Below are 26,882 nucleotides of genomic sequence, written 5' to 3'. Positions count from 1 at the left end.
CTCTCAACAACTCAGCAGCCTTTTTCATGTTTTATCTATTTTACTTCACTTCATCCAGGCTTTCTTCCAGCGCCTTAATCATCTCATCCACATGCTCTTTCTTGATCACCAGCGGAGGGACAAACCGGATCACATTGTTTTCAGCGGTGATCAGGATCACGCCCCTGCTGATCACTGCCTTGGCAATGGCGGCCGGATTTTCCGTAAACTCCAGGCCCTGGATCAGGCCCTTTCCGCGGTGTTCCTTCACCATGGGATAGTTTGCCTTTACTTCTTCCAGACGTTCCCAGAGATAAGTGCCCATCTCATTGACATTTTCCAGAATATGTTCCTCCTCAAAAAGATCAAACACCTTGCTGGCTGCCGCACATACCAGCGGATTTCCGCCGTAGGTGCTGCCATGATCGCCGGGAACCAGAACTGCGGCCTTCTCATTTGTCACAAAGGCTCCGATGGGAAGTCCGTTTCCGAGCGCCTTTGCCACAGTCATCACATCGGGCTTTACGCCTGCATATTCACTGGCGAACATCTTGCCGCTGCGGCCCATTCCGCACTGGATTTCATCGAAGATCAGGAGCATGTCATGCTCGTCGCAAAGGGCCCGTACACCCTTTAAGAACTCCGGATTGGCCGGATAAATCCCGCCCTCGCCCTGGATCGGCTCCAGAATAATAGCGCAGGTCTTCTCATTGATCAGTGCCTTCACACTGTCCAGATCGTTGTAATCAGCAAACTTGATTCCGCCGATCAATGGACGGAAATCCTCCTGATAATGGGGATTTCCCGTCACGGAAAGGGCGCCCATGCTCCGTCCGTGGAACGAATGGTTCATGGCAATGATCTCATGATCCGTTTTCCCGTCTTTTTTAATGGCATATTTTCTGGCAGTCTTGATGGCGCCCTCAATGGCCTCGGTACCGCTGTTGGTAAAGAATACCCGGTTCAGTCCGGTTGCCTTCACCAGCTTTTCTGCTGCCTCAATAGCAGGAACGTTATAATACAGGTTGGATGTGTGGACCAGCTTGTCCACCTGTGCCTTCACGGCATTGTCAAACTTCTCGTTATGATAGCCCAGGCCGAATACGGCGATTCCTGCCGCAAAATCCAGATATTTCCTTCCCTCCACATCATAGAGGTAAACACCCTCGCCATGATCAAACACGATCGGTGTCCGGTTGTAGGTATGTAAAAGCACCTGTTCGCCGCGGTCCATATATTCCTTAGACTTCATGATAATAACGCTCCTCTCCGCTCTTTAAAATCGCTGTTCCGATACCCTTGTTGGTAAAGATTTCCAGAAGCAGGCAGTGTGGAATCCGTCCGTCCAGGATATGGACTCTGGAAACTCCCTCCTGCAGCGCATCAATGCAGTTCTTCAGCTTGGGAAGCATACCGCCGCCGGCATTGCCTTCGGCAATAAACTTCTCCGCGTCCTCCAATGTCAGCTCCGAAATCAGGCTGGACTTGTCATTGAAGTCCCGGTAAACGCCCTCCACATCCGTTAAGAACGCCAGCTTCTCAGCCTTGACCGCCTTGGCAATGGCACAGGCCGCATCATCGGCATTGATATTATAGCTGTCAAAATTATCATCATATCCGATGGGACACACAATGGGAAGGAAATCCTTCTCCAGAAGATCAAATAAAAGCTCCGGATTCACCTTTTTAATGTTTCCCACATAGCCGATATCCTGCCCGTCGGAAAGCTTCTTCTCCACGTTCAGCAGGCCGCCATCCTTGCCGCTGATTCCGACCGCCTTCACACCAAGCTCCTGAACCAGCTGCACCAGACTCTTATTCACACGGTTTAAAACCATCTCCGCCAGCTCCATGGTCGGCTCATCTGTTACGCGGAGTCCGTTGACAAATCTCGGCTCCATGCCGATCTTTTTGACCCAGGAGCTGATCTCCTTGCCGCCGCCGTGAACGATGATGGGCTTAAAGCCGACCAGCTTTAACAGCACCACATCCTTGATGACATTCATCTTCAGTTTTTCATCCACCATAGCGCTTCCGCCGTACTTGACAACGATGATCTTGCGGTTAAACCGCTGGATATAAGGAAGTGCCTCGATAAGCACCTCCGCCTTGTGCATGATCAGTGAATCCATTTCCATTTCTTTTTATCCTTTCCGGTCGTTCCCGGCGTTTTCTTTTCGCTTTCCTGTAAAGCCGGCGGCTCCGTGCTTTACAGGACAAACTTTGCAAGATATCCCCACACAAAGATGAAGAGTACGATCAGCGGCAGGATATACTTACAGTACACCCGCAGCCAGCCGGGGAACTTGATTCCTATTCCTTCGTTTGCTTCTGCCTGGAACTTTTTCCAGCCCCAGCCGTATCTGGTCACGCAGAACAGCAGATACACCAGGCTGCCCAGAGGCAGAAGATTGTTGCTTACGATAAAATCCTCCAGATCCAGCACGTTGCTGCCGGCTCCCAGGGGCATAAAGCCGCTCCAGAGGTTGAAGCCCAGCACGCAGGGCACGGACAGCACGATGATGGCGATCATATTTACAAGAACTGCCTTCTTTCTCGTGCATCCCGTCAGATCCACCGCAAATGAAATAATATTTTCAAATACCGCAATGACCGTGGAGGCTGCGGCAAAAAACATGAAAACAAAGAAGAGTGTGCCCCAGAGCTGTCCCAGAGGCATGGCGTTAAATACATTAGGCAGGGTCACAAAGATCAGGCTGGGGCCTTCTCCCGGATCCACACCGTAGGCAAAGCAGGCCGGGAAGATAATCAGTCCGGCAACCAGTGCCACAAAGGTATCCAGTGCCATGATGCTCACTGCCTCACCGGTCAGTCTGCGCTCTTTTCCAATATAGCTTCCAAAGATCGCAAGGGCTCCGATTCCCAGGCTCAGCGTAAAGAATGACTGGCCCATGGCCGCATACAGCACATTCCAGATCCCGTTTTCCTGTACCTTGGAAAAATCAGGAAGCAGATAAAATTTCAGACCCTCGCCGGCTCCCTTTAAGGCAACCGAATTGACTGCCAGAATCAGCATCATAAACAGCAGGCAGATCATCATGACCTTTGTGATCCGCTCCACGCCCTTCTGAAGTCCCATGGCGCAGACACCGAAGCACAGTACCACCACGATCACCATAAACAGGGTCATCACGCCGGGATTCTGGGTCATGGCACCGAAAGCCGTTCCAATCTCTTCTGCATTAAGACCGTTGAACTTTCCTGCTGCCATTTTTACCATATAATACAGCATCCAGCCGGCGATGGTGGTGTAGAACATCATCAGCAGATAGTTTCCTGCGATTCCGAACCACTTATATACATGCCATTTGGAGCCCTTCGGCTCCAGTGTGTCAAAGGACCTCGCCAGACTTTTCTGGCTTGCCCGGCCGACCGCCAGCTCTGCCACCATGATGGGCATTCCCAGGATCAGCAGGAAGAAAATATAGAACAGAACAAAGGCCGCTCCGCCATATTTTCCGGTGATGTAGGGAAATCTCCATACATTTCCCAGGCCGATGGCACAGCCTGCGGAGATCAGGATAAATCCCAGTCTTGAAGAAAATTTTTCTCGGTTCATACTTACAAACCCCTTTCAAAATACTGTCCAACAGTATAACACAAAGGGCTTCGTTTTGTCTATCAGGAACGGTAATCCGCGTTGATCTTTACATAATCATAGGTCAGATCGCAGCCCCATGCCGTGGCTCCGGCACTGCCCATCTTCATATCGGCAATGGCTGTAACCGCTTCCTCGGAAAGGATCTTTGTGGCCTCCTCCTCACTGTATCCGGTAGAAACGCCGTTCTCCACGATCTTCAGCTTTCCGGCAGCGCTCTCGAACCAGATATCTACCTTCTCCGGGTCAAACTTCACACCGGAGTAGCCCAGTGCACAGAGGATCCGTCCCCAGTTTGCATCATGACCGTAAATAGCTGCCTTCGTCAGACTGGAGGTTACCACCGACTTGGCAAGGATCTTTGCATTTTCCTTTGTATCGGCGCCCAGTACCTTAACCTCAAAGAGGCAGGTCGCACCCTCACCGTCTCCGGCGATCTTCTTGGAAAGCTCCGTCATAACCTCATGGAGTACCGCACAGAACTCCCTGTAATCCTCGTCTGCTTCGGTGATCTCTTTATTTCCGGCCAGACCGTTTGCCATTAAGAGCACACTGTCATTGGTAGAAGTATCTCCGTCCACGGAAATCATGTTGAAGGTATCCTCCACATCGTCGCTCAGTGCCTTCTGGAGCATGTCATGGGAAATGGCTGCGTCTGTCATGACGAAGCAGAGCATGGTTGCCATATTGGGGTGAATCATGCCAGAGCCCTTGCACATGCCGGCCACAGTCACCGTTTTTCCGCCCAGCACCGTCTCAAAAGCCACTTCCTTTGGCTTCGTATCCGTGGTCATAATGGCCTCTGCCGCCAGATGGGCATCCTCTCTGCTGCTTCCGAGGAGCGGAGCCAGCTTTCCGATTCCGCTCCCTATGATATCCATGGGAAGCTGCGCACCGATAACTCCGGTGGAAGCCACCAGAACCGCATCGCCGGGCACACCGAGAACCTTTCCGGCCTCTGCCGCCATCTCCTTACAGCAGTTGTATCCCTCGATTCCCGTGCAGGCGTTTGCCACACCGCTGTTGACCACAACGGCCTGTGCAAACTCACTTTCATATACCACCTCATGATCCCATTTTACGGGAGCTGCCTTCACCACATTCGTGGTAAACACACCGGCCGCCCTGCAGGGAACCTCGCTGTATACCATGGCCATGTCCTTCTTACCGCCTTTTTTGATCCCGGCATAAAGACCGGCCGCTTTAAATCCCTTCGGCGCTGTCACGCCGCCGTCAATTTTCTTCATACTGTATGATCCTCCTTTTGATTCTGCGTTACGGGAACATGGGAACCTGTGTCAGTCCCATATTCTCTTTTAATCCAAACAGCAGGTTCATGTTCTGTACTGCCTGTCCTGCTGCCCCCTTTACCAGGTTATCCAGTGCACCGATGGCAATGATCCGCCCTGTCCGCTCATCGATCTTGAAGCCGATATCCACAAAGTTGCTGCCCTCAACCCATCTGGTCTCCGGATAAACACCCTCCGGCAGCACTCTCACAAAGAACTCATTCTCATAATACTTATCATAAACTGCCTTAACCTCTTCCCAGGTCACATGCGTTTTCAGATTTGCATAGGTGGTTGCCAGAATTCCGCGGTTCATGGGAACCAGGTGCGGAGTAAAGTTCAAAAGCACCGGCTGTCCGCAGGCATAGCCAAGCTGCTCTTCGATCTCCGGCGTATGTCTGTGGCTTGCCACGCCGTAAGCCTTCATGCTTTCATTGACCTCACAGAACAGGTTCGGAACCTTAGCTCCTCTTCCTGCGCCGGAGGTTCCGGACTTTGCATCAATTATAATAGAAGAAACATCCACCAGTCCCTCTTTTACCAGCGGGTAAAGAGTCAGGATCGAGCAGGTGGTGTAGCAGCCGGGATTGGCCACCAGTCTTGCTTTCTTCACGTCCTCCCGGTTGATCTCACAGAGCCCGTAAACTGCTTCCGGAATGTACTGGGGGCTCTTATGCTCCAGGCCGTACCACTTTTCATATACCTTTACATCTTTAATACGAAAGTCAGCGCTCAGATCCACGATTTTTGTCTTGGATAAGATCCCGTCATTGACCAGGGACGCACATAAGCCCTGAGGCGTTGCGGTGAAAATCACATCCGCCTGCTCTGCCAGCTCTTCCATATTATCATCGAGACATTTCTCATCTACCATCTGAAACATGTTTCTGTATATGGAAGCATAATCCTCACCCACATAGCTTCTGGAGCCGTACCACACGATCTCTGCTTCCGGGTGCCCCAGAAGAAGTCTTGCCAGCTCTGCACCCGCATATCCAGTGGAGCCGATAATTCCAGCTTTAATCATTTCCTCTTCCTCCGTTAATTTTATTCATTATCATACATCATGTAATTTCGCTTTTCTCATGGAATTAGAATATTCCCACTGCCCTTAATTGTCAAGTTTTCTTTTTTTCTTTCCATTTCTGTTTGTGAAGCAGTATATATCCTCCAAACAGTTTATAATTATACATATGCATTGCATAATATGCAACCTTTTTTTCATTTTTTTCAAAAAAGTGGTTGCATTTTCCAAGGAACTGTTGTATATTTATTCTCGCAACAAGCAAAGCAGTGAATAAACATAAGTTTTTATGAGGAGGATAAACATCATGGCAAAGGAAAAAGTTATTCTTGCATACTCAGGCGGTCTTGATACTTCTGTTCTGATCCCCTGGTTAAAGGAAAATTATGATTACGAAGTGATCTGTGTCTGCATCGATGTCGGACAGGGAAACGAATTAGACGGTCTGGAAGAAAGAGCTCTTTCCACCGGTGCTTCCAAGCTTTATATTGAGCATGTAGTTGACGAATTCTGTGATGACTACATCCTCCCCTGCATCAAGGCTGATGCCGTTTACGAGCACAGCTACCTGTTAGGTACCGCAATGGCACGTCCGCTGATCGCAAAGATCCTGGTTGACATCGCCAAGAAGGAGGGCGCAGTTGCCATCTGCCACGGCGCTACCGGAAAGGGCAACGATCAGGTTCGTTTCGAGCTTGGCATCAAGGCCCTGGCTCCCGACTTAAAGATCATCGCTCCCTGGCGGATCTGGGATATGCAGTCCCGTGAAGATGAATTAAAGTACTGTGAAGAGCATGGAATCAACCTTCCTTTCAAGGCTGATAACAGCTACAGCCGCGACCGCAACATCTGGCACATCAGCCACGAAGGTCTGGAGCTGGAGGATCCTGCCTGCGCTCCCAATTATGATCACATGCTGGTTCTCGGAACCACACCGGAAAAGGCTCCCGATAAAGCAGAGGAAATCTCCATCTCCTTCAAGGAAGGCAAACCTGTCGCATTAAACGGCAAGGAAATGAAGCTTTCCGAGATCATCACCGAGCTGAACAAGCTGGGCGGCAAGCACGGAATCGGCATCGCCGATATCGTAGAAAACCGTATGGTCGGCATGAAGTCCCGTGGTGTTTATGAGACTCCCGGAGGAACCATCCTGCTGGCAGCTCATGAGCAGCTGGAGGAGCTGATCCTCGACAAAGAGACCATGGCAATGAAAAAAGATGTCGGCAACAAGTTCGCTGATATCGTTTACTCCGCAAAGTGGTTCTCCCCTCTGCGCGAAGCATGCCAGGCTTTCGTGGAATCCACCCAGAAGTACGTGACCGGCGAGTGCAAGATGAAGCTCTACAAGGGCAACATCATCAAGCAGGGAACCACCTCTCCCTACTCCATCTACAATGAGAGCATCGCTTCCTTCACTACCGGTGACCTGTATGATCACCATGATGCAGAAGGCTTCATCAACCTGTACGGCCTTTCCACAAAGGTTCGCGCAATGAAAATGGCCGAGGTTGCTAAGAACGAAAAATAAAACAGATCTGGAAACAGAGATGTAAAATAATGAAGTGAGTAGAATCCCCGCCTGCCTGATCGGCAGACGGGGATTCTTGTTTAATGTTATAAGCCCAAAATCATTCCATTTGACATGATTCTGGGCCTTTTCTAATATATTCTTTTCAACATGTTCGGTGCGATTGTTATCTTCTTCTTTCATGTTTGAATATAGAAAAACAGGTGACATACAAATCTTGTACATCACCTGTTCACTATTGATTTATTCGATTGTTCTTATACAAACATCTGCTGTAACAGACCCTTTTTCAGTTCTTCCCACGCAGATAAAGTTGCTTTCTGCTTCTCAATGACTTCATCCAATGATGAAAGACAATCAGCAATCTTCTGCTGTTCTGCAAGACAAGGAAAATCATAAACCAGACTTTGAATAATCTGAGCTGATAAATTTCCCTGTCCGCCTTGAAGATATGTTCGCAAAATAGTTTCCTTGTTATGTCTCAAAATTTCAACAATAAATTTTCTATGAAAATCATTCAATGGTCTAATACATAAAATAGCCTGATTGATAGCACCTTTGATTTTAGAAATATCAACTTCACCACTTGTAGCACCATAAAGTGCATATAAAATGTCACCAATATCTACCATTTTCGCAGATGATTCATTCAATCCATCCTTCGTAATACGCAACTCTGTTTTATCATCATGAATTTCTCCTGAACGAATAAATGAAATTGTTCCATTTTCATAATAACGTGCTTCCCCTGATTTCGGTGTTCCACCTGAAAATGTTTTACAAATATCTCCCAACTTCTTTTCTTCCCACTCAGGAAAATCACTTCCATCATCCGCTTTGAACCTTACTTCCTGACTGAACAGCTTCTGCATCACACCTTTTTTACGTTCTTCCCATGCAGATACAGTTTCCTTTTGTTTCTCAATCACTGTATCAAAAGATACAAGACAATCAGCAATTTTCTGCTGTTCTTCGAGGCAAGGAACTGGAACCAATTCCTGCAAAAATTCTTTTGCCACAAGATTTCTCATCATTGTTGAAGATTTTGTACATCTAACCAAAACACGTCCCATAATCGGTTCATGCCTAATATATTCTTTCCAAAATCCAACACTATACAATGATAAATTCTTTGGATGAAATACATCAAAAATATGGGATACGATTCCATCCCCAATATCATTTAATACAAAACGACCATGCGAGTATTCTTTATTCACATGACCTTCAAACGCAATATCTCCATACAGCATTACATTATATGTTTTCAGATAATCTTCGTTTGATACACTTGCATCTTCTTTATAATACATATTAGCGACCGAAATAATTTTGTCTGTTCCATAACAAGTATTTTTATTAGTTGTCTTCTCAAAAATTTCACTGAATTTCTTTTCTTCCCAATCAGGAAATTCACTTCCATCATCTGCTTTAAACCTTAATTTAGGTTCTATCATTATATCACCTTGTTTTCATCAATTTAATATTCTTACCAATTTTTTAAGTAACCCACCAATTTGTGGTATAATAGCTGGCACAGTTCCAGCAATAGATGCTATATTGCTCAAATCCGAAATATATTCACTAAATCTTTTCGGCTCAGATTTGATATCCTGTAAAATGTTAATCAAACTACCATATCTTTCTATTGATTCATCTGTACTTCTCTTTAACTCGTCAATAATCTCCTGAATTTGTGCAGTCACATCTGGCTTTACATCTACATATTCTTCCAATTTTTCCATTCCAGAAAAAGTAAACTGCAAGCATCCATAACTACCAGTAATATAACCACGATGTTCAAAATCATCAAATCTATTTTTTGCACGTCTTAGAATCTGACTTTTATCCTGCTGATATTTGCCATCTTTCGTTTCTGTCCATTCTTCTGTCATAAATAATAAAGGCAACGTTTGTGCTGTCATTTCAATATCAGTGCCATCCAAACCATCACACAATTCTTTCATTTTACTCAAAATAAAAATCTCTTTTTGATGAAAATTTGTAGGATACCAATTTCTAACAATATCCATAGAAACTTTTTTATTATCAACCCTATTATTTACATGATAATTATAAATAGCACGTTTCCCAACATCTTCCTTACTTGGTTTACCCATACTATCACCTTACCTTTTACAGTCCAAGCTGTCTCATAAAACTTTCAGCCTTATCAATCGCAGCTTTTGTCTCAGAATCCAGTGTCTTAATCTGAGCTTTTACAGCATCCAAATCCACAGGTTCTTCTTCCTCGAATGTATCAACATATCTCGGAATGTTCAGATTATAGCCGTTCTCGATAATCTCACTCATATCTGCTACATGAGCAAATTTATCTACGTCTACACGCTTTGCATATGCATCTACAATCTTATCAATGTGTTCCTGTTCCAAGACATTCTGATTCTTTCCAGCCTTGAACTCTTTCGATGCATCAATGAACAGAATATTTCCTGAATTGCCGTTTCTCTTGCTTTTCAGCACCAGTACGCATACTGGGATTCCTGTTCCATGGAACAGATTTGCAGGCAATCCGATAACAGCATCCAGTCTATTCAGGTCTTTGATGATATATTTTCTGATTGCTTCTTCTGCTCCACCACGGAACAATACACCGTGAGGTAACAGTACAGCTACACGACCATCAGAATCATCCATGTGATAAATCATATGTTCTACAAAGGCAAGGTCTGCAGCAGACTTCGGTGCCAGCTTTCCAGCTCCGCTGTATCGTGGGTCATCTTCAAATTTCTTATCCGCAGACCACTTCAAGCTATACGGTGGATTGCAGACCTGTACAGTCAGCTTCAAATCATTACCGTATTTGTCATCTTTCAGTGTATCTCCTTTGTAAATATCAAAATTCTGCCAGTCTACACCATGCATAATCATGTTCATTCTTGATAGGTTGTATGTTGTGGCGTTCAACTCCTGTCCGTAGAAATGACCAACTTTATGTGTGGTCAAATGCTTCTGAACTTCTAACAGCATGGATGCAGAACCGCAGGTACAGTCACCGACGGTCTTTGCTTCGTCCAGTCCAAGGGATGCAAGTGTAGCACAAAGTCTACTCGGTCCGGCAGGTGTGAAGAACTCTCCACCTTTCTTTCCGGCATCTGAAGCAAACAGACCAATCAGAATCATATATGCTGTACCAAGTACATCAAACTGAGAATCCTGTAAATCAAAGTCAATGTCTGAGACCTTGACCATGACACGACCAATCATATCTGTACGGTCTGCCACTGTCTCTCCAAGACGTGCATCCTGTAAACGCATATCATTGAACAATCCATCAAATGCTTTGTTGGATTCATGACCCATTGTAGAACCTACAAGGTCATTGATTGCTTTTTCAAAATCTTCTACGCTGAACTTGTCAGCATCATTCTCAAATTTTGTAATCTTACGAATCAGGTTACGGAACAGGTTTTCCGGCTTGATGACATATCCCAGTTTGGATAAAGACCAGTCTTCTACAACAGGTCTGTAATCATCATCCGCAAATGCTTCTTCGTATGTTACACCGTCATTTTCAAGGATTTCTGCCATGTACATCTCTGTACGTTCTGACAGATAACGATAGAAAATAACTCCAAGAATATAATTCTTGAACTCGCTGGCATCCATCTGTCCTCGTAATTCGTTGGCAATCGCCCAGAGCTTTTGAGAAAGCTCATTTGCCTGTGCCTGATATGTATTTGTATCTGCCATAATTATTCTCCCTCTGCTTTGTATTTGTTATAGGTCTCTGTTACAAATGTCTTCACTGATTTCGTCAACTTCGTCATTTTCAGAAGACCCAGCTTGTATGCTGTCAATCTCTTACGAATATCATCATCTGAAATCGTACCGTGGAACACATATTCCGTAAACAGTTCTGATACAATCATGTAATCAATCTTGTTATCAAACGCAAATTCTTCCATGTCAGCCTTCATCTGCTCTTTCTCGAACTGAGTGAATGCTTCCATGATATCTGCATCCTCTGGCAAATCATAGAATCTTGTCAAAATGAACTGTTTCATGACCTCTTTTTTGAGTCTCAATGATTCATTATCGGAACGCTCAATCTCACGCAGAATCAGATCAACATCCTGCTGCTTTTCTTCCTCTGTCTTGTCGTGAGCATTCGCATTTTTCAGCAGATTCAGGATATACACGACATTGATACGGTCAGTACGGACAAGCTCTATATCGAAATCCACATCTACCGGTACAGGCACTTTCGGATTTGGATTGTGTGTCTGATCTTTGTAATACAGATACCAGCTCTTGAATCCTTCGTATTCATTCTCATCCATCACAACAGCAAGGTCATCCCAGTCAAACTTAGAAAATGTTTTCAAAGTAGCAAGGGTCTTTGCCATTGAACGGAACGCAATGATGAACATACGGATTTCATCTTCTGACTTGAGCTGACCAGCTGCATCCACATCCGCTGTAATTTTTCTCAGTACAGGTTCCTGATTTACCCACTGATTCAGATAATACTCATAATTTTCAAGCAGATATTCATTCGGGTCTCCGTCCCCGGAGAATAATGTCAGTGCATCATCCTGCCACTGCTTGATATTTCTGTATGATACAATCTGTCCAAACTGCTTTGTCACCTTATCTACACGGTTTGTACGACTATATGCCTGTACAAGTGAGTGCCAGATAAGATTCTTGTCCAGATACAGCGTATTCAATGGCTTTGCATCGAATCCGGTCAAGAACATATTGACTACCAAGAGAATATCAACCTGCGGTAAATCCTTCTGTTTCAATCTCTTTGCAATATCTTTTCTGTATGCATCGAATGTATCAATCGTAAATGCTGTATTGTATAAAGCATTGTAATCCTGCATACAACGGTCAAGAAGTTCCTGTGAATGTTCATCTGCACCATCATCCATATCTTCATTTGCCTGATAGGAAAAGATTGCAGCCACTTTCAGCTTCTTATCATCTGGTTCCGCATCATTCAGCTTCTTGAATTCATCATAATACTTTCCAAGGGTCTGAATCTTATCCACTGCGAACAGTGCTGTATAAATATCCTTGCCCTGTGGATGTACATGCTGTTCATGATGCTCAAAGATATGCTTTGCAATGCCAGCAATACGCTCATCATCATGGTACAGAGGTTCCATGTCGATTTTATGACGCTTGCAGTATTCCGGGTCATCCAGCTGTTCCGGGTCAATTCCTTTTACCGCAATCTCTTTTGCAAAAATCGTGCGCTGATATTCTACTGAAAAACGAAGCACATTACCATCTGCAATTGCATCTTTGATCATGTACCTGTGCAGGCACGAATCCAGCTTATCCCCTGCATGGAATATATCCGCTGTGGTACGACCATCCGCACCCTTGTTTTTCTCAAAAATCGGTGTTCCGGTGAATCCGATGTAATTTGCTCTTTCAAAATGCTTTTCAATCTTACCATGCATCTTTCCGAACTGAGAGCGATGACACTCATCAATGATAAATACAACCTTCTTATCTTTATATGCATCCATTACGACTGCATATTTCGGATTCTTAACAGCATTTGCCATCTTCTGAATCGTTGTGACAATCATCTTTTTCTCAGATGATTTCAGCATGCTGATAAGTACAGCCGTACTGTCCGTATTGTCTACACAGTCTTTTTCAAAACTGTTATATTCATCAACAGTCTGGTCATCCAGGTCTTTTCTGTCAATCAGAAATACGACCAAATCTACCATTGATTCATCACGCAAAAGCTGTGCAAGCTTGAATGATGTCAATGTCTTTCCTGACCCTGTACAGGCAAATACATAACCGTTCTGATTCACTTCCAATACACGCTTCTTTGCAGCCTTTACAGCGTAAATCTGGTATGGTCTCATGACCATCAATACAGGCTCCGTGGTCTTAATGACCATGTATTTATCCATCATCTCTGTAATAGCAGATTTACGGAAAAATTCACCTGTGAATGTGTTCAGGTCATTGATACGTGTATTCTTTTCATCGGTCCAGAAGAATACAAGAGATTTCAGGATTGGATTGTACTGACCATCCATCAGCTCATTTTCATTACAGAAATACTTCGTCTGTACAGAATTGCTGACTATGAACAACTGTAAGTATCTGAAAATACCTTTAAAAGAAAACTTCCTATACCGGTTAATCTGGTTGATTGCTTCGTTGATTTCCACGCCGGGGCGTTTCAATTCAATCTGTACAAGCGGTAAACCGTTGATAAGGACGGTCACATCATAACGATTCTTGTACACTACATCGTCTTTGTGTGCCTTGTCCATTGTGACCTGATGTGTTACCTGATAGATATTTCTATCTGTATCACCTGAGAAGAAATCAATATACACTGATTCTCCATTATCCAGCTGTAACACATATTTATCACGAAGAATCTTTGCTGATTCATACACAGAATGATTATCTACATGAATCATAATGCGGTTGAACTCAGCATCTGAAAATGATGCATCATGTCCTTTTTCTGCCAGCTTCTTTGCATTAAACTTTGCAAGCTGTTCACGGAAATTGGAAATCACATCTTCATACGTTTTCATTTGTGCAAACTGATAACCAATTTCCTCTAACCGTTTTATAAAAATTGTTTCCACTTCATACTCCGATGTATGCGCCATACCACTTTCTCCATGTTATCTTTTGTATTCTTCAGCACCTTATTTTCTCATTTCGCTGAATTCCAACCATTTTATTCCCTGTTCGTTTTTTGCTCCGATATTTTTATGGCATCCAAATAATCTTTTTCTAAACCAACTTTCCCAATGGCTTCCCTCAATGTCTTTTGCATAGATCTCCAGAACCTGGCGATAAAATACTTTCTCTGATACACGAATATCACGGATTCTCTCCAGAAGCTCCTTACAATATCCACCGCCACCGAGATTTTTCAACCGTACATCATCCAGTGCAAACCCTTTTCTCATATACTCTTTTAAAATTTCGGTTGCCCAGATTCTAAACTGCGTTCCACGTTTTGATCTCACACGATAGCCGACAGAAATGATAACATCAAGCTTGTAATAATCCACGCGGCATGTTTTTTCATTAGAAGCAGTTGTTGCAAAATTTGTCAGACCATCCTCTGTCGTATATAGAATCATATCTGGTTTTTCTTTGTTCATAAATTCATTTTTCCCCTTGAACTCAGATACAATATTTTCTACATATCTAATTTTTCAATACTAATGTCTACCGTTCCTTGACACCTCTCTGCGGAAGTTCTGCTCTCGCGCTTCGCGCTCGACAGAACGACTGTGGCTCTAAGACTCAGACTTCGCTTCGCTCGTCTTCGTCAAGAGCACACATGTCTCAACTCCATTGGTTCCGGGGAACATATCGACGCAGCAGACGCGTACAGCTCGATAACCGGCCTGTACGAATACCTCCAGGTCGCGGGCAAGGGAGGTGGGCTTGCAGCTGATGTATACGATCTTGTCAACGCCGTAGCTGATGATTTTCGGCAGTGCCTTGGGATGGATTCCGTCGCGGGGCGGATCGAGAACGATGAAGTCCGGCTTTTCTTCGATGTTGTCCAGTACCTTCAGGACATCACCGGCGAGGAAGCGGCAGTTTTCCAGTCCGTTTCCGGCGGCGTTCAGTCTGGCTGCTTCCACGGCCTCTTCTACAATCTCCACACCAATAACCTCGCGGCAGACCGGTGCCAGCACCTGAGCGATGGTTCCGGTTCCGCTGTAAAGATCATACACCAGGCGGCCATCCACATCTCCTACATATTCTCTTGCAGTCTGATAAAGCACTTCTGCACCGGCAGAATTCGTCTGGAAAAAGGAAAAGGGCGTGATCTTGAACCGCAGGCCCAGGATCTCTTCATAAAAATGATCCTGTCCGTACAGGACTGTGGTTTCATCACTCTGAACCACATCGGCCAGGCTGTCATTTCGCATGTGAAGAATTCCGGTGATGGTTCCTTTCAGGGAACGTGCTTCCAGTCTGGATGCGAACTCGGAAAGAAAGGCCGCTTCTCCCTCCTCCGGTGTCGCTCCGTCAAAGAAACATTCCTCCGTCTGTCCGCTTGTCACCAGTGCCACCAGGATCTCTCCTGTCTTCCATGCCTTTCTTACCAGCAGATGGCGCAGATAACCGGTATGACGCATTTTCCGGTAAAACGGGAGTTGTTTCTCCCGGCACAGTTCCAGCGTTTCCAGCAGGATTGCCCGGAAATCCTCATCGGCGATCCGGCAGTCATCTACTGTAATAATATCATGGAAGCTGCCTCGCTTATGAAGCCCCAGCTCCAGAGGCCCGTCCTTCACCAGGTCACCAAACGAATATTCCATCTTATTACGATAGCCGTACTGTCTGGGGCTGCCCTTAATCCCCTCAAAGACCTCATCGGGACAGTTTTCTCCGAGAAGCTCCCGAACCATGGAGGCCTTTAATTCCAGCTGATTTTCGTATGGCATGGACTGATAGCTGCATCCGCCACAGCTTCCGAAATGACGGCAGAACTCTGTTTCTGATTCCATGGGAGACCGCTCCAGAAGCTCCAGGAGCCGTCCTTCTGCCTTTCCTTTCCGTTTCTTTCCGATGATTCCGCGGATTTTCTGACCGGGAAGTACATTCTTTACCACGATCCGGTCCCCGTCCACCGTCAAAATTCCCTTATTTGGAAAATCCAGACGCTCTACAATTCCCTCAAATGTTTCTCCCTTTTTCATGATAACCTGATCCTTTCTGCTCTCTGCGAATTGATGTCGCAATGGTCTGTATTTTTATGGCTGCCAAAAGCCCTGAACGGCTTGCGTGCTCCACCATGATAAAAGGGAGCCGCCTTCCGGCAGTTCCCTTCTTCTTTCTTTTCGTTCGATTCTCTGTCCATGAAACAGATCCCGTTTTTCATTTCCGGGAGTTTATGCTTCAGAATCCTCCTCAAAAGCATCTTCCTCTGCATGTGCCATGGTATCAGTGCTCTCTTCTTCCTTCTCAGCCGTTTCGGACGCTTCCGCTTCTTCATCCTCGCTGTCCTCTTCGTCATCATCAAAGAAGTCATCATCAAAATCATCATCGAAGTCATCTTCAAAATCTTCGAGATAATCCGGCGTGAAGAACCGATATACCGCATAGGCAATCGCTGCCACAGCTGCCACAGCACCGACAATTGCCAGTACCCAGAGTACCTTACCCTTCTTTTCTTCCTTCTGTTCCTCTTTATGGATCAATTCACTCAGTTTGCTCATACTTAACATCTCCTCAAGCTTTTTATTCATGGCTGTCTGTCCTTTCTTTCCCGCTTCAAAACTTATTTTGTATATTATAACACTCTTTTCCGGATTTTACTATGGAAATCTCACGGATTTCACAGAAATGTAATAAACTGGCGGACAGATTCACGTTCCCGTTCCAGCCCTTCCGGCGCTTCGTTTCCGGTTCTTCAAGCATACTCTGGATCAGATCTTTTTCAGCTTTGCAAAGGTGGCATACAACCGTTTTATTCCGGCACGGTCAAAGTTCACTGTGACCGCATAATCACGCTTCTCTTCTGTGATACTGATTACCGTTCCGTCACCGAACTTCACATGTTTTACCCTGTCACCTTCCTGATAGGAAAGATGCTCCGCCTTTGTGACAGAAAACTGTTTTCCCATATAAACTGCCTTTGTATCATCGGAAGTACCGGCAGCATACTTTGCACCAGGAGCCGTCCATGGACGAAAGGACTTTTTCTCAGCAGAGCTGTTTCGGCTTCCGTATCCTTTGTCCTCCTGCAGGAAGGAACTGCCGGACGAACGGAACATAGACGGCACGTCATCGCGCACAAGCTCCATAGGCGGGATTTCCTCAATAAAGCGGGACGGTTTGGAGAACCTTGTCTCTCCCTTGACCGTCCGCTGTCTGGCACAGGTAAGGATCAGCTCCTTTTCTGCCCTGGTGATACCCACATAGCAGAGCCGCCGTTCCTCCTCCAGCTCTTCCGGATCATCCCCCATGATGGACATCATGCCCGGAAACAGTCCGTCCTCCATGCCGGCCAGATACACGTTGGGGAATTCCAGTCCCTTGGCGCTGTGAAGGGTCATAAGCACCACCCGGTTCTCGGAATCGTCCATGTTATCCACATCAGCAACCAGAGCCACTTCCTCCAGGAAGCCGGAAAGCGTTGCTTCCTCCTCACCGTCCTCCAGTTTTTCCTCATAGCTCACAGCCTTACTTTTCAATTCCTCGATATTCTCCAGCCGGGATTCCGCCTCCACAGGGTCGTCTCCCTCCAGATCCGTCCGGTAACCGGTATCATTCAAAATGTCTTCGATCAGGTCACTGATGGAATAATAGGAAAGCTTGCTGCGGAGCACCAGGATCTCATTGACAAACCCCTGGATTTTTCCGGCCGCCCGTCCAAGGCCCGGAACACGCTCGGCAAGCTGACATGCCTCAAAAAAGCTTAAACCGGCTGCCTCGGCGTAGTTCATGATTTTTCCCACCGATGTTGCCCCGATCCCACGCTTCGGCACATTGATGATCCGCTGTACCGCCAGATCATCCTTTCCATTGGACACGGTCTTCAAATAACTCAGAATATCCTTGATTTCTTTTCGCTGGTAGAAATTCACTCCGCCCACCAGGCGGTAGGGAACACTGCGGTTCACACATTTTTCCTCCAGAAGTCTGGACTGGGCATTTGTCCGGTAAAGGACCGCAAAATCCGAATACTCCGCGCCGTCCATCACCCGGCGCTGAATGTCCGCCACAATGGCATCAGCCTCCTCATAGGCCGTATCATACTGGCGGAACCGAACCGGCTTTCCATCCTCATTCTCCGTCCAGAGGGTCTTCTCCTTCCGCCCGGCATTGTGACGGATCACCTCATTGGCCGCCTTTAAGATATTTCCGGTGGAACGATAATTCTGCTCCAGGCGGATCACTGCCGCACCGGGAAACGACTCCTCAAATTCCAGAATATTCTCAATGTTGGCTCCCCGGAATTTATAGATCGACTGATCATCATCGCCAACCACACAGAGATTCCGGTATTTCGCCGACAGAAGCTCCACCAGCCGGAACTGCGCCGTATTGGTATCCTGATACTCATCGACCATGATATAACGGAACCGTTCCTGATAATAGTCCAGCACTGCCGGATCACAGCGGAACAGCTCCACCGTTTTCATGATCAGGTCGTCAAAATCCAGGGCATTGTTCTTCCGAAGCTGCGCCTGGTATTCCAGATATGCCTCCGCAATCCTGGTCTGCCGGAAATCCCCTGCAGACCGGGAGGAAAACTCCTCCGCCGTGATCAGCTCGTTTTTACAGTCCGAGATCTCCGACAAAATCGCCCGTTCCCTGTACTTCTTCGGATCCAGATCCAGCTTCTTAATAACCTGTCTCATTAACGTTTTCTGGTCATCCGCATCATAGATCGTAAAGTCGGAATCATAGCCCAGCCGGTCGATATAACGGTGCAGGATCCGCACACAGCTGGAATGAAAGGTAGACACCCAGACGGCATCCGCTCCATACTCCACCAGCTGATCCACACGCTCCCGCATTTCTCCCGCCGCCTTATTGGTAAAGGTCAGGGCCATAATATTCCACGGATTCACACCGCATTCACTGATCAGATAGGCGATCCGGTGGGTCAGCGCCCTGGTCTTTCCGGAACCGGCTCCCGCCAGGACAAGCAGCGGTCCCTCCGTCGTTTCCACAGCCTTCCGCTGCATGGGATTTAAGGTATCATATATACTCATCGTCGTTTTCCATTTCTAATTCCAAGTCTGTCTGCCACAGGCAGATTTCGGTTTTCAGTTTCCGTATCCGGTACAGTTTTCCATCCTCAGCTTATCGACAACGAAACCGCACCATGTTTTTTATTATAGCCGATAGTACTCCGTCTTGGCAAGAAGCAGAACATACTTTCTGGTTATTTTGGTACAACAGGCATAAAAAGGGCAGGGAAATTGCATATTTCCCGGTTGCCATCTGGTATTAAATACTATATAATGTTGCTTAGAGGTGAAAACATGAAAAGCAATGACGAGCTTGTTTCAGATCTTCTGGAACGTTTAAAGAAATTAAATTATATCCATACCAGCGAAATCCCGGCTATCGACCTTTACATGGATCAGGTGACAACCTTCATGGAGCAGCATCTTTCCAACGGAAAGCGTCACGATGAGGACAAGATCCTTACAAAAACCATGATCAACAACTATGTAAAAAATGATCTGCTGCCGCCGCCGGTAAAGAAAAAATATTCCAGGGATCATCTGATCCTTCTGGCCTTTATCTACTACTTTAAGGGCTTTCTGTCCATCGGCGATATCCAGGTGCTTCTGGAGCCTCTGGCAGAAAAATATTTCACCGAGGATCATAAAAAATTAGATAAGATTTACAGCGAGACCGTAAAGATCGAAAAGCTGCAGCTTATGGATTTGTTAAAAGAAGTGGAATCCCGTTCGGAGCTTTCCAGGCGTGCCTTTAAAACCTACCCGGAAGAAGACCGGGAATATTTACAGCTGTTTTCCCTCGTCTGCATGCTGAGTTTTGATGTCTACCTGAAAAAACAGATGATCGAGCAGATCATTGATCAGATGCGCGCCGACAAAGAAGAAAAGGGAAAAGACAAGCCTCAGAAATAAATCGTTTATTTTCAAACCGGACTCTGACGCGGAGCGTTTTGTTTCACAGGACACACTTTCCTGTCAAACAAAAACTGCCTCACGAACTTTTTCGTTGTGAGGCAGTTTTTATCTGTATGCATCCAAACCATGACCCGCTCCGGATCATTTTTGTATGTTTCCCGCTTCTGTTATTTTTCTTCCAGCTCTTCCTTTTCGGTTTCGTCCTCATCCTGGCTTCCCAGACGGGCAAATACCATATCATATCCATCATTCCCATAATTTAAAGAACGGTTCACACGGCTGATGGTTGCTGTGGAGGCTCCGGTCTTTTCCGCGATCTCCAGATAGGTTTTCTTCTGGCGGAGCATTCTCGCCACCTCATAGCGCTGAGAAAGAGAAAGCAGCTCGTTCACCGTACAAACATCTTCAAAAAAGCTGTAACATTCATTGATATCCTTTAGAGTAAGAATCGCCTGGAACAGATGATCCACGGCCTCCGTCTTTAATTTCTTATTCATGGTCAGTATCCCTCCAAAATGTTTTGGCTACTTTTCCATTTTATCATTTCACAGCTTTAAAGTCCAGACCTATTCAGATATTTTTTCAACTTTTCTTTATCGGTATTGACCACCAGCTCCTCCGGGAACCGGACAGACTCCATGATTGCCAGCGCCTCATCGAATTTTCCGACCGAAGTCGGGAAATGAGAATCGGTGTTGACCACCACCTCCTGCCCGTACTGTTCACATAAACGCAGGATCTTCGGAATATTTTCTTCGGCATTGATCCGTCCGCCTCCCGGAACAAGGGAACTGTTGTTGATCTCAATCAGTACGCCTGCCTCCCTGGCTCCCCGGATGACCGCTTCAAAATCCATGGGATAATGGCCGTCATCGATATGCCCCATGATATTGACATAGGGATTTTCCATGGCCCTTAGCAGCGCCCTGGTATTCTCCGCCTTTGTGCCGGGTGTTAAGCATACGGTGTGAAGGCTGGCAATGCACAGCTTCATCTTCTTTAGCAGAGCAAGATCCAGATCCACGGTTCCGCGGTAATCAATGATGTTCAGCTCCACTCCCATAAGGATCTCGACACCGTAAAGAACCGGATCGATGACCTTGAAATTACAGAAATACATGGAATCGGGACCACCAGGCATTTTCGGACCATGATCGGTAATGGCAAGAAGCTCAAGCCCTGCCTCCGATGCTGCCTTTGCCATTTCCAGAACAGTGCCATAGGCATGTCCGCTGGCGACTGTATGGCTGTGAGTATCTAAAATCAGTTTTTTCATGTCATATCTCCTCGTTCCGTTTTAACACGCTTTCGCAATTATGCCTTCCTGTAAATTTCCTTTATCTCCGGTACTCAATCCGCCGGCTTCTCTAACATAAACCTCTCAATAACCCGTGCAACTCCGTCTGCCTCATTGGACGCAGTGATATAATCGGCACACTCCCGGATCATGGGACAGCCGTTTTCCATGGAAACACCGAGACCTGCCGCCTTCACCATGGGCACATCGTTGTCATAATCTCCGCAGGCAATGGACTCCTGCGCCGGAATGTTCAAATACTCCAGCGTTTTTACAAGACCGCTGCCCTTATCAATCCCCGCCGGAAGGATTTCCAGATGATATGCCTCCGAACGGAACACAGAAAATTCTTCTCCAAGCGCCTCCCGCACAATAGGCTCCATTTCTGCGATCTTTTCTTCCGATCCCACCATCATCAGCTTCACCACAGGAAAATCCAGATACGCGATCAGATCATCAATCTGGCGGATATTCATGCGAACATTTCTGGCCTCCCCATGAACATAAGGGTCTTCACTGCTCTCGGTAATAATATCTGCTCCCTCATAGGTCAGAATTGCCGTCTCATACTGTCTGGACAGGCTGATGATCTGGGGGATACGCTCCTTTGGAAGCGAAACGGAAAATTTGATGCTTCCGTCCCTGCAGTCGATCAGTTCCCCACCGTTGTAGGCCAGGATGTAGCCGCCCTCTTCATCCAGGGAAAGCTCCTTTGCCACCGGCCAGATCCCGTGACTGGGACGCCCCGAAGCCAGCACCATGATTCCGCCCTTTTCGGTCATGGCCTTCACTGCCGCTTTCGTCCGCTCCGTCACCCGCTTGTCATCGGTCACAAGGGTTCCGTCCAAATCTGCTGCCAGTACTCTGTATTTCATAAATCCTCCTGTTCTCGGTTACTGCTTTCAATGCTCCTGATGCATGTGTCTTGTAAGCTGCGGAATCTCTTATTTTTCAAGGAGCGGCTTTGCGTAAGCCTGAAAGGCATTCGGAAGCGCACGTTCTGCCCGGATCTCCTCTCTGGTATAAAACTGTCCCTCACACCGGATTTCCACGTCTTTTTTTAATCGGATATAATACCCCTTCATATGCCACTCCACATGGCTGAAAATATGCTTTGCTGCCGGAAGCGGTTCTATGCAGACCGTAAGCTCCTCCGAACAGCCAAGGTACGAAAGAATCTCTTCCGGCTCCTTATAGCCCTCCAGGTTCGGCAGCTCATAAAGTCCGGCAAGAAGCCCCCTTCCCGGCCGTTTCCGGATCAGGATCTTTCCGTCCTGCTCCACGGCAAGAACCGTTTTTTCCTCAAGCGTCCGCGGCTTCTTCGGCGTCTTCACCGGGATCTCACCGGTCGAGCCGTGACGGAAGGCAAGACAAAGTCCTTTTAAGGGACATTCTTCACAATGAGGCGCTCCGTTGGGCACACAGACCAGTGCTCCGATCTCCATGAGCGCCTGATTGTACTGAGCTGCCCGATCCCTGGGCATGAGTCTGGTGAGCATCTGCTCCATGCTCCGCTTCACAGACTGCTTCAGAATATCTTCCCGGCTTTCCAGAAGACGGGAAATGACCCGAAGAACATTTCCGTCCACAGCAGGAACCGGGATTCCGAACGCAATCGATGCCACTGCTCCCGCTGTATAGGAGCCGATTCCCGGCAGGGCCAGAAGCTCCTCATAGGATGCCGGAAGCGTTCCTCCATAGCGCTCCACCGCTTCGACAGCCGCCTTTTTCAGATTTCTTGCCCGGTTATAATAGCCCAGGCCCTCCCAGAGCTTCAACAGCTCATCCTCAGGCACACGGGCCAGAGACGAAATATCCGGCAATGCCGCCAGAAACCGCGCATAATACCCCTTTACCGCCTCCACTCTGGTCTGCTGGAGCATGATCTCCGAGATCCAGACATGATACGGCGTCGGATCCTCTCTCCAGGGAAGCACTCGCGCATGCTCCCCATACCAGGAAAGCAAAGGCTCCGTGGCTGCCAGGAGACGCTCCTCCTCCGATAACGGTGTTTTTTCCAGGATCGCCAGATCATCATACAGCGTTTCCCACGGCTTTGCGGCTGACGTCTGTGGTGTCTTTTCTTTCTGTCCGTCCATGTCCCACCTCCTTGCGTACAAAAGCGCCTGCCTCCCTCTGGAATGCAGACGCCCTGTGTTGTTTCCGGGTTTTATTTTGCTGCGATTGCCTCTACCTCAACAAGAACATCCTTGGGCAGTCTTGCCACTTCCACGCATGCTCTTGCAGGGCAGTCTGTTTTGAAATATTCCGCATAAATCGCATTGACCTTTGCAAAATCGTTCATATCCTTGATAAATACCGTGGTCTTAACCACGTCCTCGGGCTTTGCTCCTGCTGCCGCCAGAAGATTTACCACATTCTCCATGGACTGCTTTGCCTGTGCTTCGATTCCCTCAGGGATCTCACCAGTTGCCGGATTTACAGGAATCTGTCCGGAAGCAAATACAAAACCATTTGCCTCGATTGCCTGGGAATAAGGTCCGATTGCTGCGGGTGCTTTGTCTGTGGAAATTACTTTCTTCATGTTACTTACCTCCTGTTAATTCTATGGTGTCTGTTTTTATCTGAATCTTCCCCTCTTTTAAGAGATGGCCCACGGCCCGCTTAAAGGCATTTTTCGTGAGCCCCGTCTCCAGCCTGATCAGCTCGGGGGCCGATTTATCGGTAAATGGAAGAATGCCGTTGTAGCTTTCGATAAGCTCATACACGCTTTCTGCATCGATACTCATCTGCTTGTAGGCCTTCTTTCTGGCGCTCAGCACCAGCTTTCCGTCTTCCCGGACACGGGACACTCTGGCCTCCAGCTCAGTTCCGGGAATCATGTCCCGCTCCAGCTCGCCCGCCGGTATAAGCCCGAAATATTTCCGATCCACGGCAACAAACCCACCGATGGAACGGTTGATCTCATATAAGATCCCCTTTACTTCATCGTCCTTTTTATAAGGCGAATCCGCACTCAGATATTTGTCGATCTTCATGGTTGCGCAAAGACGACGGCTCTTGTCTGTGTAAAGGCTCACAAGAACCTTTTCTCCCTTCCGCACCTTCCACTTCTGCTCTTTAAAGGGCAGGAACAGATCCCGCTCCAGTCCCCAGTCTAAAAACGCGCCGATGGAACCGGCCTGTACCACCGTCAGAAGTCCAAGCTCCCCTATGGCCAGAAGCGGCTCACGGACTGTAGCGATCAGCCGGTCCTCTGAATCCTTATACAGGAATACCTCCAGCTCATCGCCGACCTTGATTCCATCTGGCACCTGCTTTCTCGGAAGAAGAACGCCCTGCTCCATACTGCCGCCCTCGCCGAGATAGACACCGATTTCTTTTTTTCTTAATACCCTGAGGGTCTGCTTTTTTCCAAGTTCCATCATTCTGCTTTCCTCTGTGTTTCGGACACTGCCGCCTGTACCACGGCAAACGGTGTTCCCTCCGGAGAGCCAAGCTCCACCGTCCAGATTCCGTTTTCCACCCCCGCCGACGGGGCGATCACATCGCCCATGACAGCCGCCCGTTTATATTCCACCCGCAGCTTCTTGATCTCTTCCTCCGGCGGCAGCCACGGCTGCGCCATCTGAATATAAGCTCCGTTATTTACATGTCCGTTTGTATCAATCTGGTAACACCGCACCGGAAATTTTTCCTTCGGCTCCAGTCCCTCCGGAATCCGGATTTTCCGGCTCTGCGGCTCCATAGTAAGCGCCGGTTCCAGCGGATATACCGTCACACCGGCACCCTCCGCTTTTGCAGGACGCCCGTTCTCAAGATCCAGATAGATCCAGATCGTTGCTGCTTTGACCAGAGGATTCTGCTTATCGTCCTGAATCAAAAAGTTTCGATAGCCGTACATGGCCTTAAAACCGCTTGCCCAGGTTCCGATCGTGATATGCTCCCCAAGCTCCGGCCTTCTTAAAAATTCCACCTGCCAGGAGGAAATAAGCCAGGCCCGATTGTGCTTCTTTAACTCTCCCACACCGACGCCGAGGGCTTCCGACTGGAAGATACTGCAGTCCTGCATATAATGGACGGCGGAACAGATCCCGAGACGACCGTCCGAAGCGGTCTCACTGTACCGCACCCTGCTGTCAAAGGTATACATAGATTTTCCTTTCTTTTACAAAAAAACCGGATCAATCGCTCGATCCGGTTTCGCTGGGCTGCAAGGATTCGAACCTTGAAATGCTGGAGTCAGAGTCCAGTGCCTTACCATTTGGCGACAACCCAATGTGTTCGTTGCTTTGGCGTTTCCGCTGCAACGAAGATTATTATATACCATAGTTTTTATTTTTGCAAGTACTTTTTTCAATTTTTTTCATTCTTTTCCTCACCCACATAACTGCGGTCAATCGTAATGGCACACTCCACCCGGCTGTCGTACGCTTTCAGTGCCCGCTCCAGCGCAAGGATCGTGTCCTCCACCTGCTCCTCGCTCCGCTCGTATGGCACCACAATGTCAAAAAACACATGAATGACTTCCTTTCCGTTTACCATGCGGAAATCGTGCATGGTGATCTGGCTGTCGATATTCTGCAGAGTCTCCAGAATCACCCGGCGGAACTGCCTAACTACCGGATCGGAATACTCCAGCGGATCCATATGGATCACCAGAAGGATCCCCAGCTTTTCCTTTGCCTCCCGCTCGATCCGGTCAATGATGTCATGAACGGCTTCCATATCCGCCCTTCCGTCCACCTCGGCATGGATCGATGCCATACTGTTGGATGGACCGTAGCTGTGCACGATCAGATCATGGGTTCCTTCGATCCCGTCATAGCTTTCCACAAAATCCTTGATCTTTTTATACAGCTTTGGATCGATAGCCTCACCGATCAACGGCTTTAAGGTGTCCCTGGCAATCCCGATTCCACCGATGATCACCGCCGCCGAAACCACCAGGCCGATATATCCGTCGATGTTCCAGCCAAACGCACCGTAAAGGATCACCGACAGGATCGTTGCCGAGGTGACCAGTACATCGCCCAGAGAATCTGCCGCCGTCGCCGCCATGACACTGGAACCGATCCGTTTTCCCAGCTTCTTATTAAAATATGCCAGCCAGAGCTTGATCCCAATAGACAGGCACAGAATCACCAGTGACACAGCCTGAAAGCTCAGGTCCTCCGGCTTCCGGATTTTTCCCACCGAAGTCTTAAAAAAGGTCCAGCCGACCTCGATCACCAGAAATGACACAATCAGGGCCGCAATGTATTCGATCCGGCCATGACCGAAGGGGTGATCCTTATCGGCCGGCCGCCCTGCCATGCGGACTCCGATATAGCCGATCACAGATGAGGCCGCATCGGATAAGTTATTAAACGCATCGGACACAACAGAAATACTGTTAATGATCAGGCCGATGAGCAGCTTCATCATAAACAGCAGAAGGTTGCAGCCGATCCCCACCATACTGGACAGCACGCCATAGGCCGTCCGCACACTGGCCCTCCCCGTCTGCTCCGGATTTTTAATAAATTTACGTACAAGAAACTCTGTCATGCTTCTTCCTCCATTGTTGATACACTG

The 26,882-nt window shown here is 47.3% G+C and carries 21 protein-coding genes, 1 tRNA gene and 2 pseudogenes; 2 read left to right on the top strand and 22 right to left on the bottom strand.

Annotation, left to right across the window (positions count from 1 at the left end; all coding sequences use genetic code 11):
- Positions 1 to 40: 40 nt before the first annotated feature.
- The 5 genes from ACTQ3K_RS05200 to argC form a co-directional block, all read right to left on the bottom strand.
- Positions 41 to 1,231 (bottom strand): aspartate aminotransferase family protein, encoded by a 1,191-nt coding sequence (locus ACTQ3K_RS05200; RefSeq protein WP_441566179.1) that lies wholly within the window; start codon positions 1,229 to 1,231, stop codon positions 41 to 43.
- A complete protein-coding gene (argB, locus tag ACTQ3K_RS05195; RefSeq protein ID WP_283229508.1) occupies positions 1,221 to 2,117 on the bottom strand; it encodes an acetylglutamate kinase in 897 nt (298 codons plus the stop codon). The genes ACTQ3K_RS05200 and argB overlap by 11 nt, the downstream gene beginning before the upstream one ends.
- A 71-nt stretch (positions 2,118 to 2,188) precedes the next feature.
- Positions 2,189 to 3,559: a sodium-dependent transporter gene (locus ACTQ3K_RS05190; RefSeq protein WP_283229509.1), complete on the bottom strand. Its 1,371-nt coding sequence runs from the start codon at positions 3,557 to 3,559 to the stop codon at positions 2,189 to 2,191.
- Positions 3,560 to 3,621: 62 nt separating this feature from the next.
- Positions 3,622 to 4,845, bottom strand: a complete 1,224-nt coding sequence (argJ, locus tag ACTQ3K_RS05185) for a bifunctional glutamate N-acetyltransferase/amino-acid acetyltransferase ArgJ (protein WP_283229510.1) — start codon at positions 4,843 to 4,845, stop codon at positions 3,622 to 3,624.
- 28 nt (positions 4,846 to 4,873) lie between these two features.
- Positions 4,874 to 5,914, bottom strand: a complete 1,041-nt coding sequence (gene argC / locus ACTQ3K_RS05180; RefSeq protein ID WP_441566178.1) for an N-acetyl-gamma-glutamyl-phosphate reductase — start codon at positions 5,912 to 5,914, stop codon at positions 4,874 to 4,876.
- Positions 5,915 to 6,218: 304 nt separating this feature from the next.
- Between argC and ACTQ3K_RS05175 the strand changes: the two genes are divergently transcribed.
- A complete protein-coding gene (locus ACTQ3K_RS05175; protein WP_441566177.1) occupies positions 6,219 to 7,439 on the top strand; it encodes an argininosuccinate synthase in 1,221 nt (406 codons plus the stop codon).
- 257 nt (positions 7,440 to 7,696) lie between these two features.
- Here ACTQ3K_RS05175 and ACTQ3K_RS05170 read toward each other — a convergent pair whose 3' ends face one another.
- The 8 genes and pseudogenes from ACTQ3K_RS05170 to pcrA form a co-directional block, all read right to left on the bottom strand.
- A complete protein-coding gene (locus tag ACTQ3K_RS05170; RefSeq protein WP_441566176.1) occupies positions 7,697 to 8,896 on the bottom strand; it encodes a restriction endonuclease subunit S in 1,200 nt (399 codons plus the stop codon).
- An 18-nt stretch (positions 8,897 to 8,914) separates the two neighbouring features.
- Entirely contained in the window at positions 8,915 to 9,559 is a 645-nt protein-coding gene (locus ACTQ3K_RS05165) for a hypothetical protein (protein WP_441566175.1), read from the bottom strand.
- Positions 9,560 to 9,575: 16 nt separating this feature from the next.
- Entirely contained in the window at positions 9,576 to 11,153 is a 1,578-nt protein-coding gene (locus ACTQ3K_RS05160; protein ID WP_441566174.1) for a type I restriction-modification system subunit M, read from the bottom strand.
- Between the two features lie 2 nt (positions 11,154 to 11,155).
- Entirely contained in the window at positions 11,156 to 14,068 is a 2,913-nt protein-coding gene (locus tag ACTQ3K_RS05155) for a type I restriction endonuclease subunit R (RefSeq protein ID WP_441566173.1), read from the bottom strand.
- 153 nt (positions 14,069 to 14,221) lie between these two features.
- Positions 14,222 to 14,572 (bottom strand): annotated as a pseudogene (rhuM, locus tag ACTQ3K_RS05150) (RhuM family protein); the annotation flags it as partial.
- Positions 14,573 to 14,710: 138 nt separating this feature from the next.
- A complete protein-coding gene (rlmD, locus tag ACTQ3K_RS05145; protein ID WP_441566172.1) occupies positions 14,711 to 16,129 on the bottom strand; it encodes a 23S rRNA (uracil(1939)-C(5))-methyltransferase RlmD in 1,419 nt (472 codons plus the stop codon).
- A gap of 282 nt (positions 16,130 to 16,411) precedes the next feature.
- A pseudogene (locus tag ACTQ3K_RS05140) lies at positions 16,412 to 16,678 on the bottom strand (DUF4366 domain-containing protein); the annotation flags it as partial.
- 180 nt (positions 16,679 to 16,858) lie between these two features.
- A complete protein-coding gene (gene pcrA / locus ACTQ3K_RS05135) occupies positions 16,859 to 19,153 on the bottom strand; it encodes a DNA helicase PcrA (protein ID WP_441566171.1) in 2,295 nt (764 codons plus the stop codon).
- A gap of 273 nt (positions 19,154 to 19,426) precedes the next feature.
- Here pcrA and ACTQ3K_RS05130 point away from each other — a divergent pair, with 273 nt between their 5' ends.
- Complete coding sequence (locus ACTQ3K_RS05130) at positions 19,427 to 20,044, top strand: DUF1836 domain-containing protein (protein ID WP_441566170.1); 618 nt, start codon at positions 19,427 to 19,429, stop codon at positions 20,042 to 20,044.
- A 170-nt stretch (positions 20,045 to 20,214) separates the two neighbouring features.
- Here the strand turns inward: ACTQ3K_RS05130 and ACTQ3K_RS05125 are convergent, their stop codons facing one another.
- From ACTQ3K_RS05125 to ACTQ3K_RS05085, 9 genes are all read right to left on the bottom strand, one after another.
- Positions 20,215 to 20,544 (bottom strand): YerC/YecD family TrpR-related protein, encoded by a 330-nt coding sequence (locus ACTQ3K_RS05125; protein WP_441566169.1) that lies wholly within the window; start codon positions 20,542 to 20,544, stop codon positions 20,215 to 20,217.
- 56 nt (positions 20,545 to 20,600) lie between these two features.
- On the bottom strand, positions 20,601 to 21,323 hold the full coding sequence (locus tag ACTQ3K_RS05120; RefSeq protein WP_441566168.1) for a phosphatase: 723 nt from the start codon (positions 21,321 to 21,323) through the stop codon (positions 20,601 to 20,603).
- 74 nt (positions 21,324 to 21,397) lie between these two features.
- Complete coding sequence (locus ACTQ3K_RS05115) at positions 21,398 to 22,219, bottom strand: Cof-type HAD-IIB family hydrolase (RefSeq protein WP_441566167.1); 822 nt, start codon at positions 22,217 to 22,219, stop codon at positions 21,398 to 21,400.
- Positions 22,220 to 22,288: 69 nt separating this feature from the next.
- A complete protein-coding gene (gene mutY, locus ACTQ3K_RS05110; protein ID WP_441566166.1) occupies positions 22,289 to 23,443 on the bottom strand; it encodes an A/G-specific adenine glycosylase in 1,155 nt (384 codons plus the stop codon).
- A gap of 71 nt (positions 23,444 to 23,514) precedes the next feature.
- On the bottom strand, positions 23,515 to 23,889 hold the full coding sequence (locus tag ACTQ3K_RS05105; RefSeq protein WP_441566165.1) for a RidA family protein: 375 nt from the start codon (positions 23,887 to 23,889) through the stop codon (positions 23,515 to 23,517).
- A gap of 1 nt (position 23,890) precedes the next feature.
- Positions 23,891 to 24,733: a CvfB family protein gene (locus ACTQ3K_RS05100; RefSeq protein WP_441566164.1), complete on the bottom strand. Its 843-nt coding sequence runs from the start codon at positions 24,731 to 24,733 to the stop codon at positions 23,891 to 23,893.
- Positions 24,730 to 25,458: an acyl-[acyl-carrier-protein] thioesterase gene (locus ACTQ3K_RS05095; protein WP_441566163.1), complete on the bottom strand. Its 729-nt coding sequence runs from the start codon at positions 25,456 to 25,458 to the stop codon at positions 24,730 to 24,732. The genes ACTQ3K_RS05100 and ACTQ3K_RS05095 overlap by 4 nt, the downstream gene beginning before the upstream one ends.
- Positions 25,459 to 25,511: 53 nt before the next feature.
- Positions 25,512 to 25,583, bottom strand: a tRNA-Gln gene (locus tag ACTQ3K_RS05090).
- A gap of 78 nt (positions 25,584 to 25,661) precedes the next feature.
- Positions 25,662 to 26,855 (bottom strand): cation diffusion facilitator family transporter, encoded by a 1,194-nt coding sequence (locus ACTQ3K_RS05085; protein ID WP_441566162.1) that lies wholly within the window; start codon positions 26,853 to 26,855, stop codon positions 25,662 to 25,664.
- Positions 26,856 to 26,882: the final 27 nt, after the last annotated feature.

The sequence above is a fragment of the Candidatus Paralachnospira sp. LCP21S3_A2 genome, assembly GCF_052118925.1.
Taxonomy (GTDB): domain Bacteria; phylum Bacillota; class Clostridia; order Lachnospirales; family Lachnospiraceae; genus Lientehia.
The sequence above is the reverse complement of the archived record's forward strand: the minus strand, read 5'-3'. Positions and strand labels throughout refer to the sequence as shown.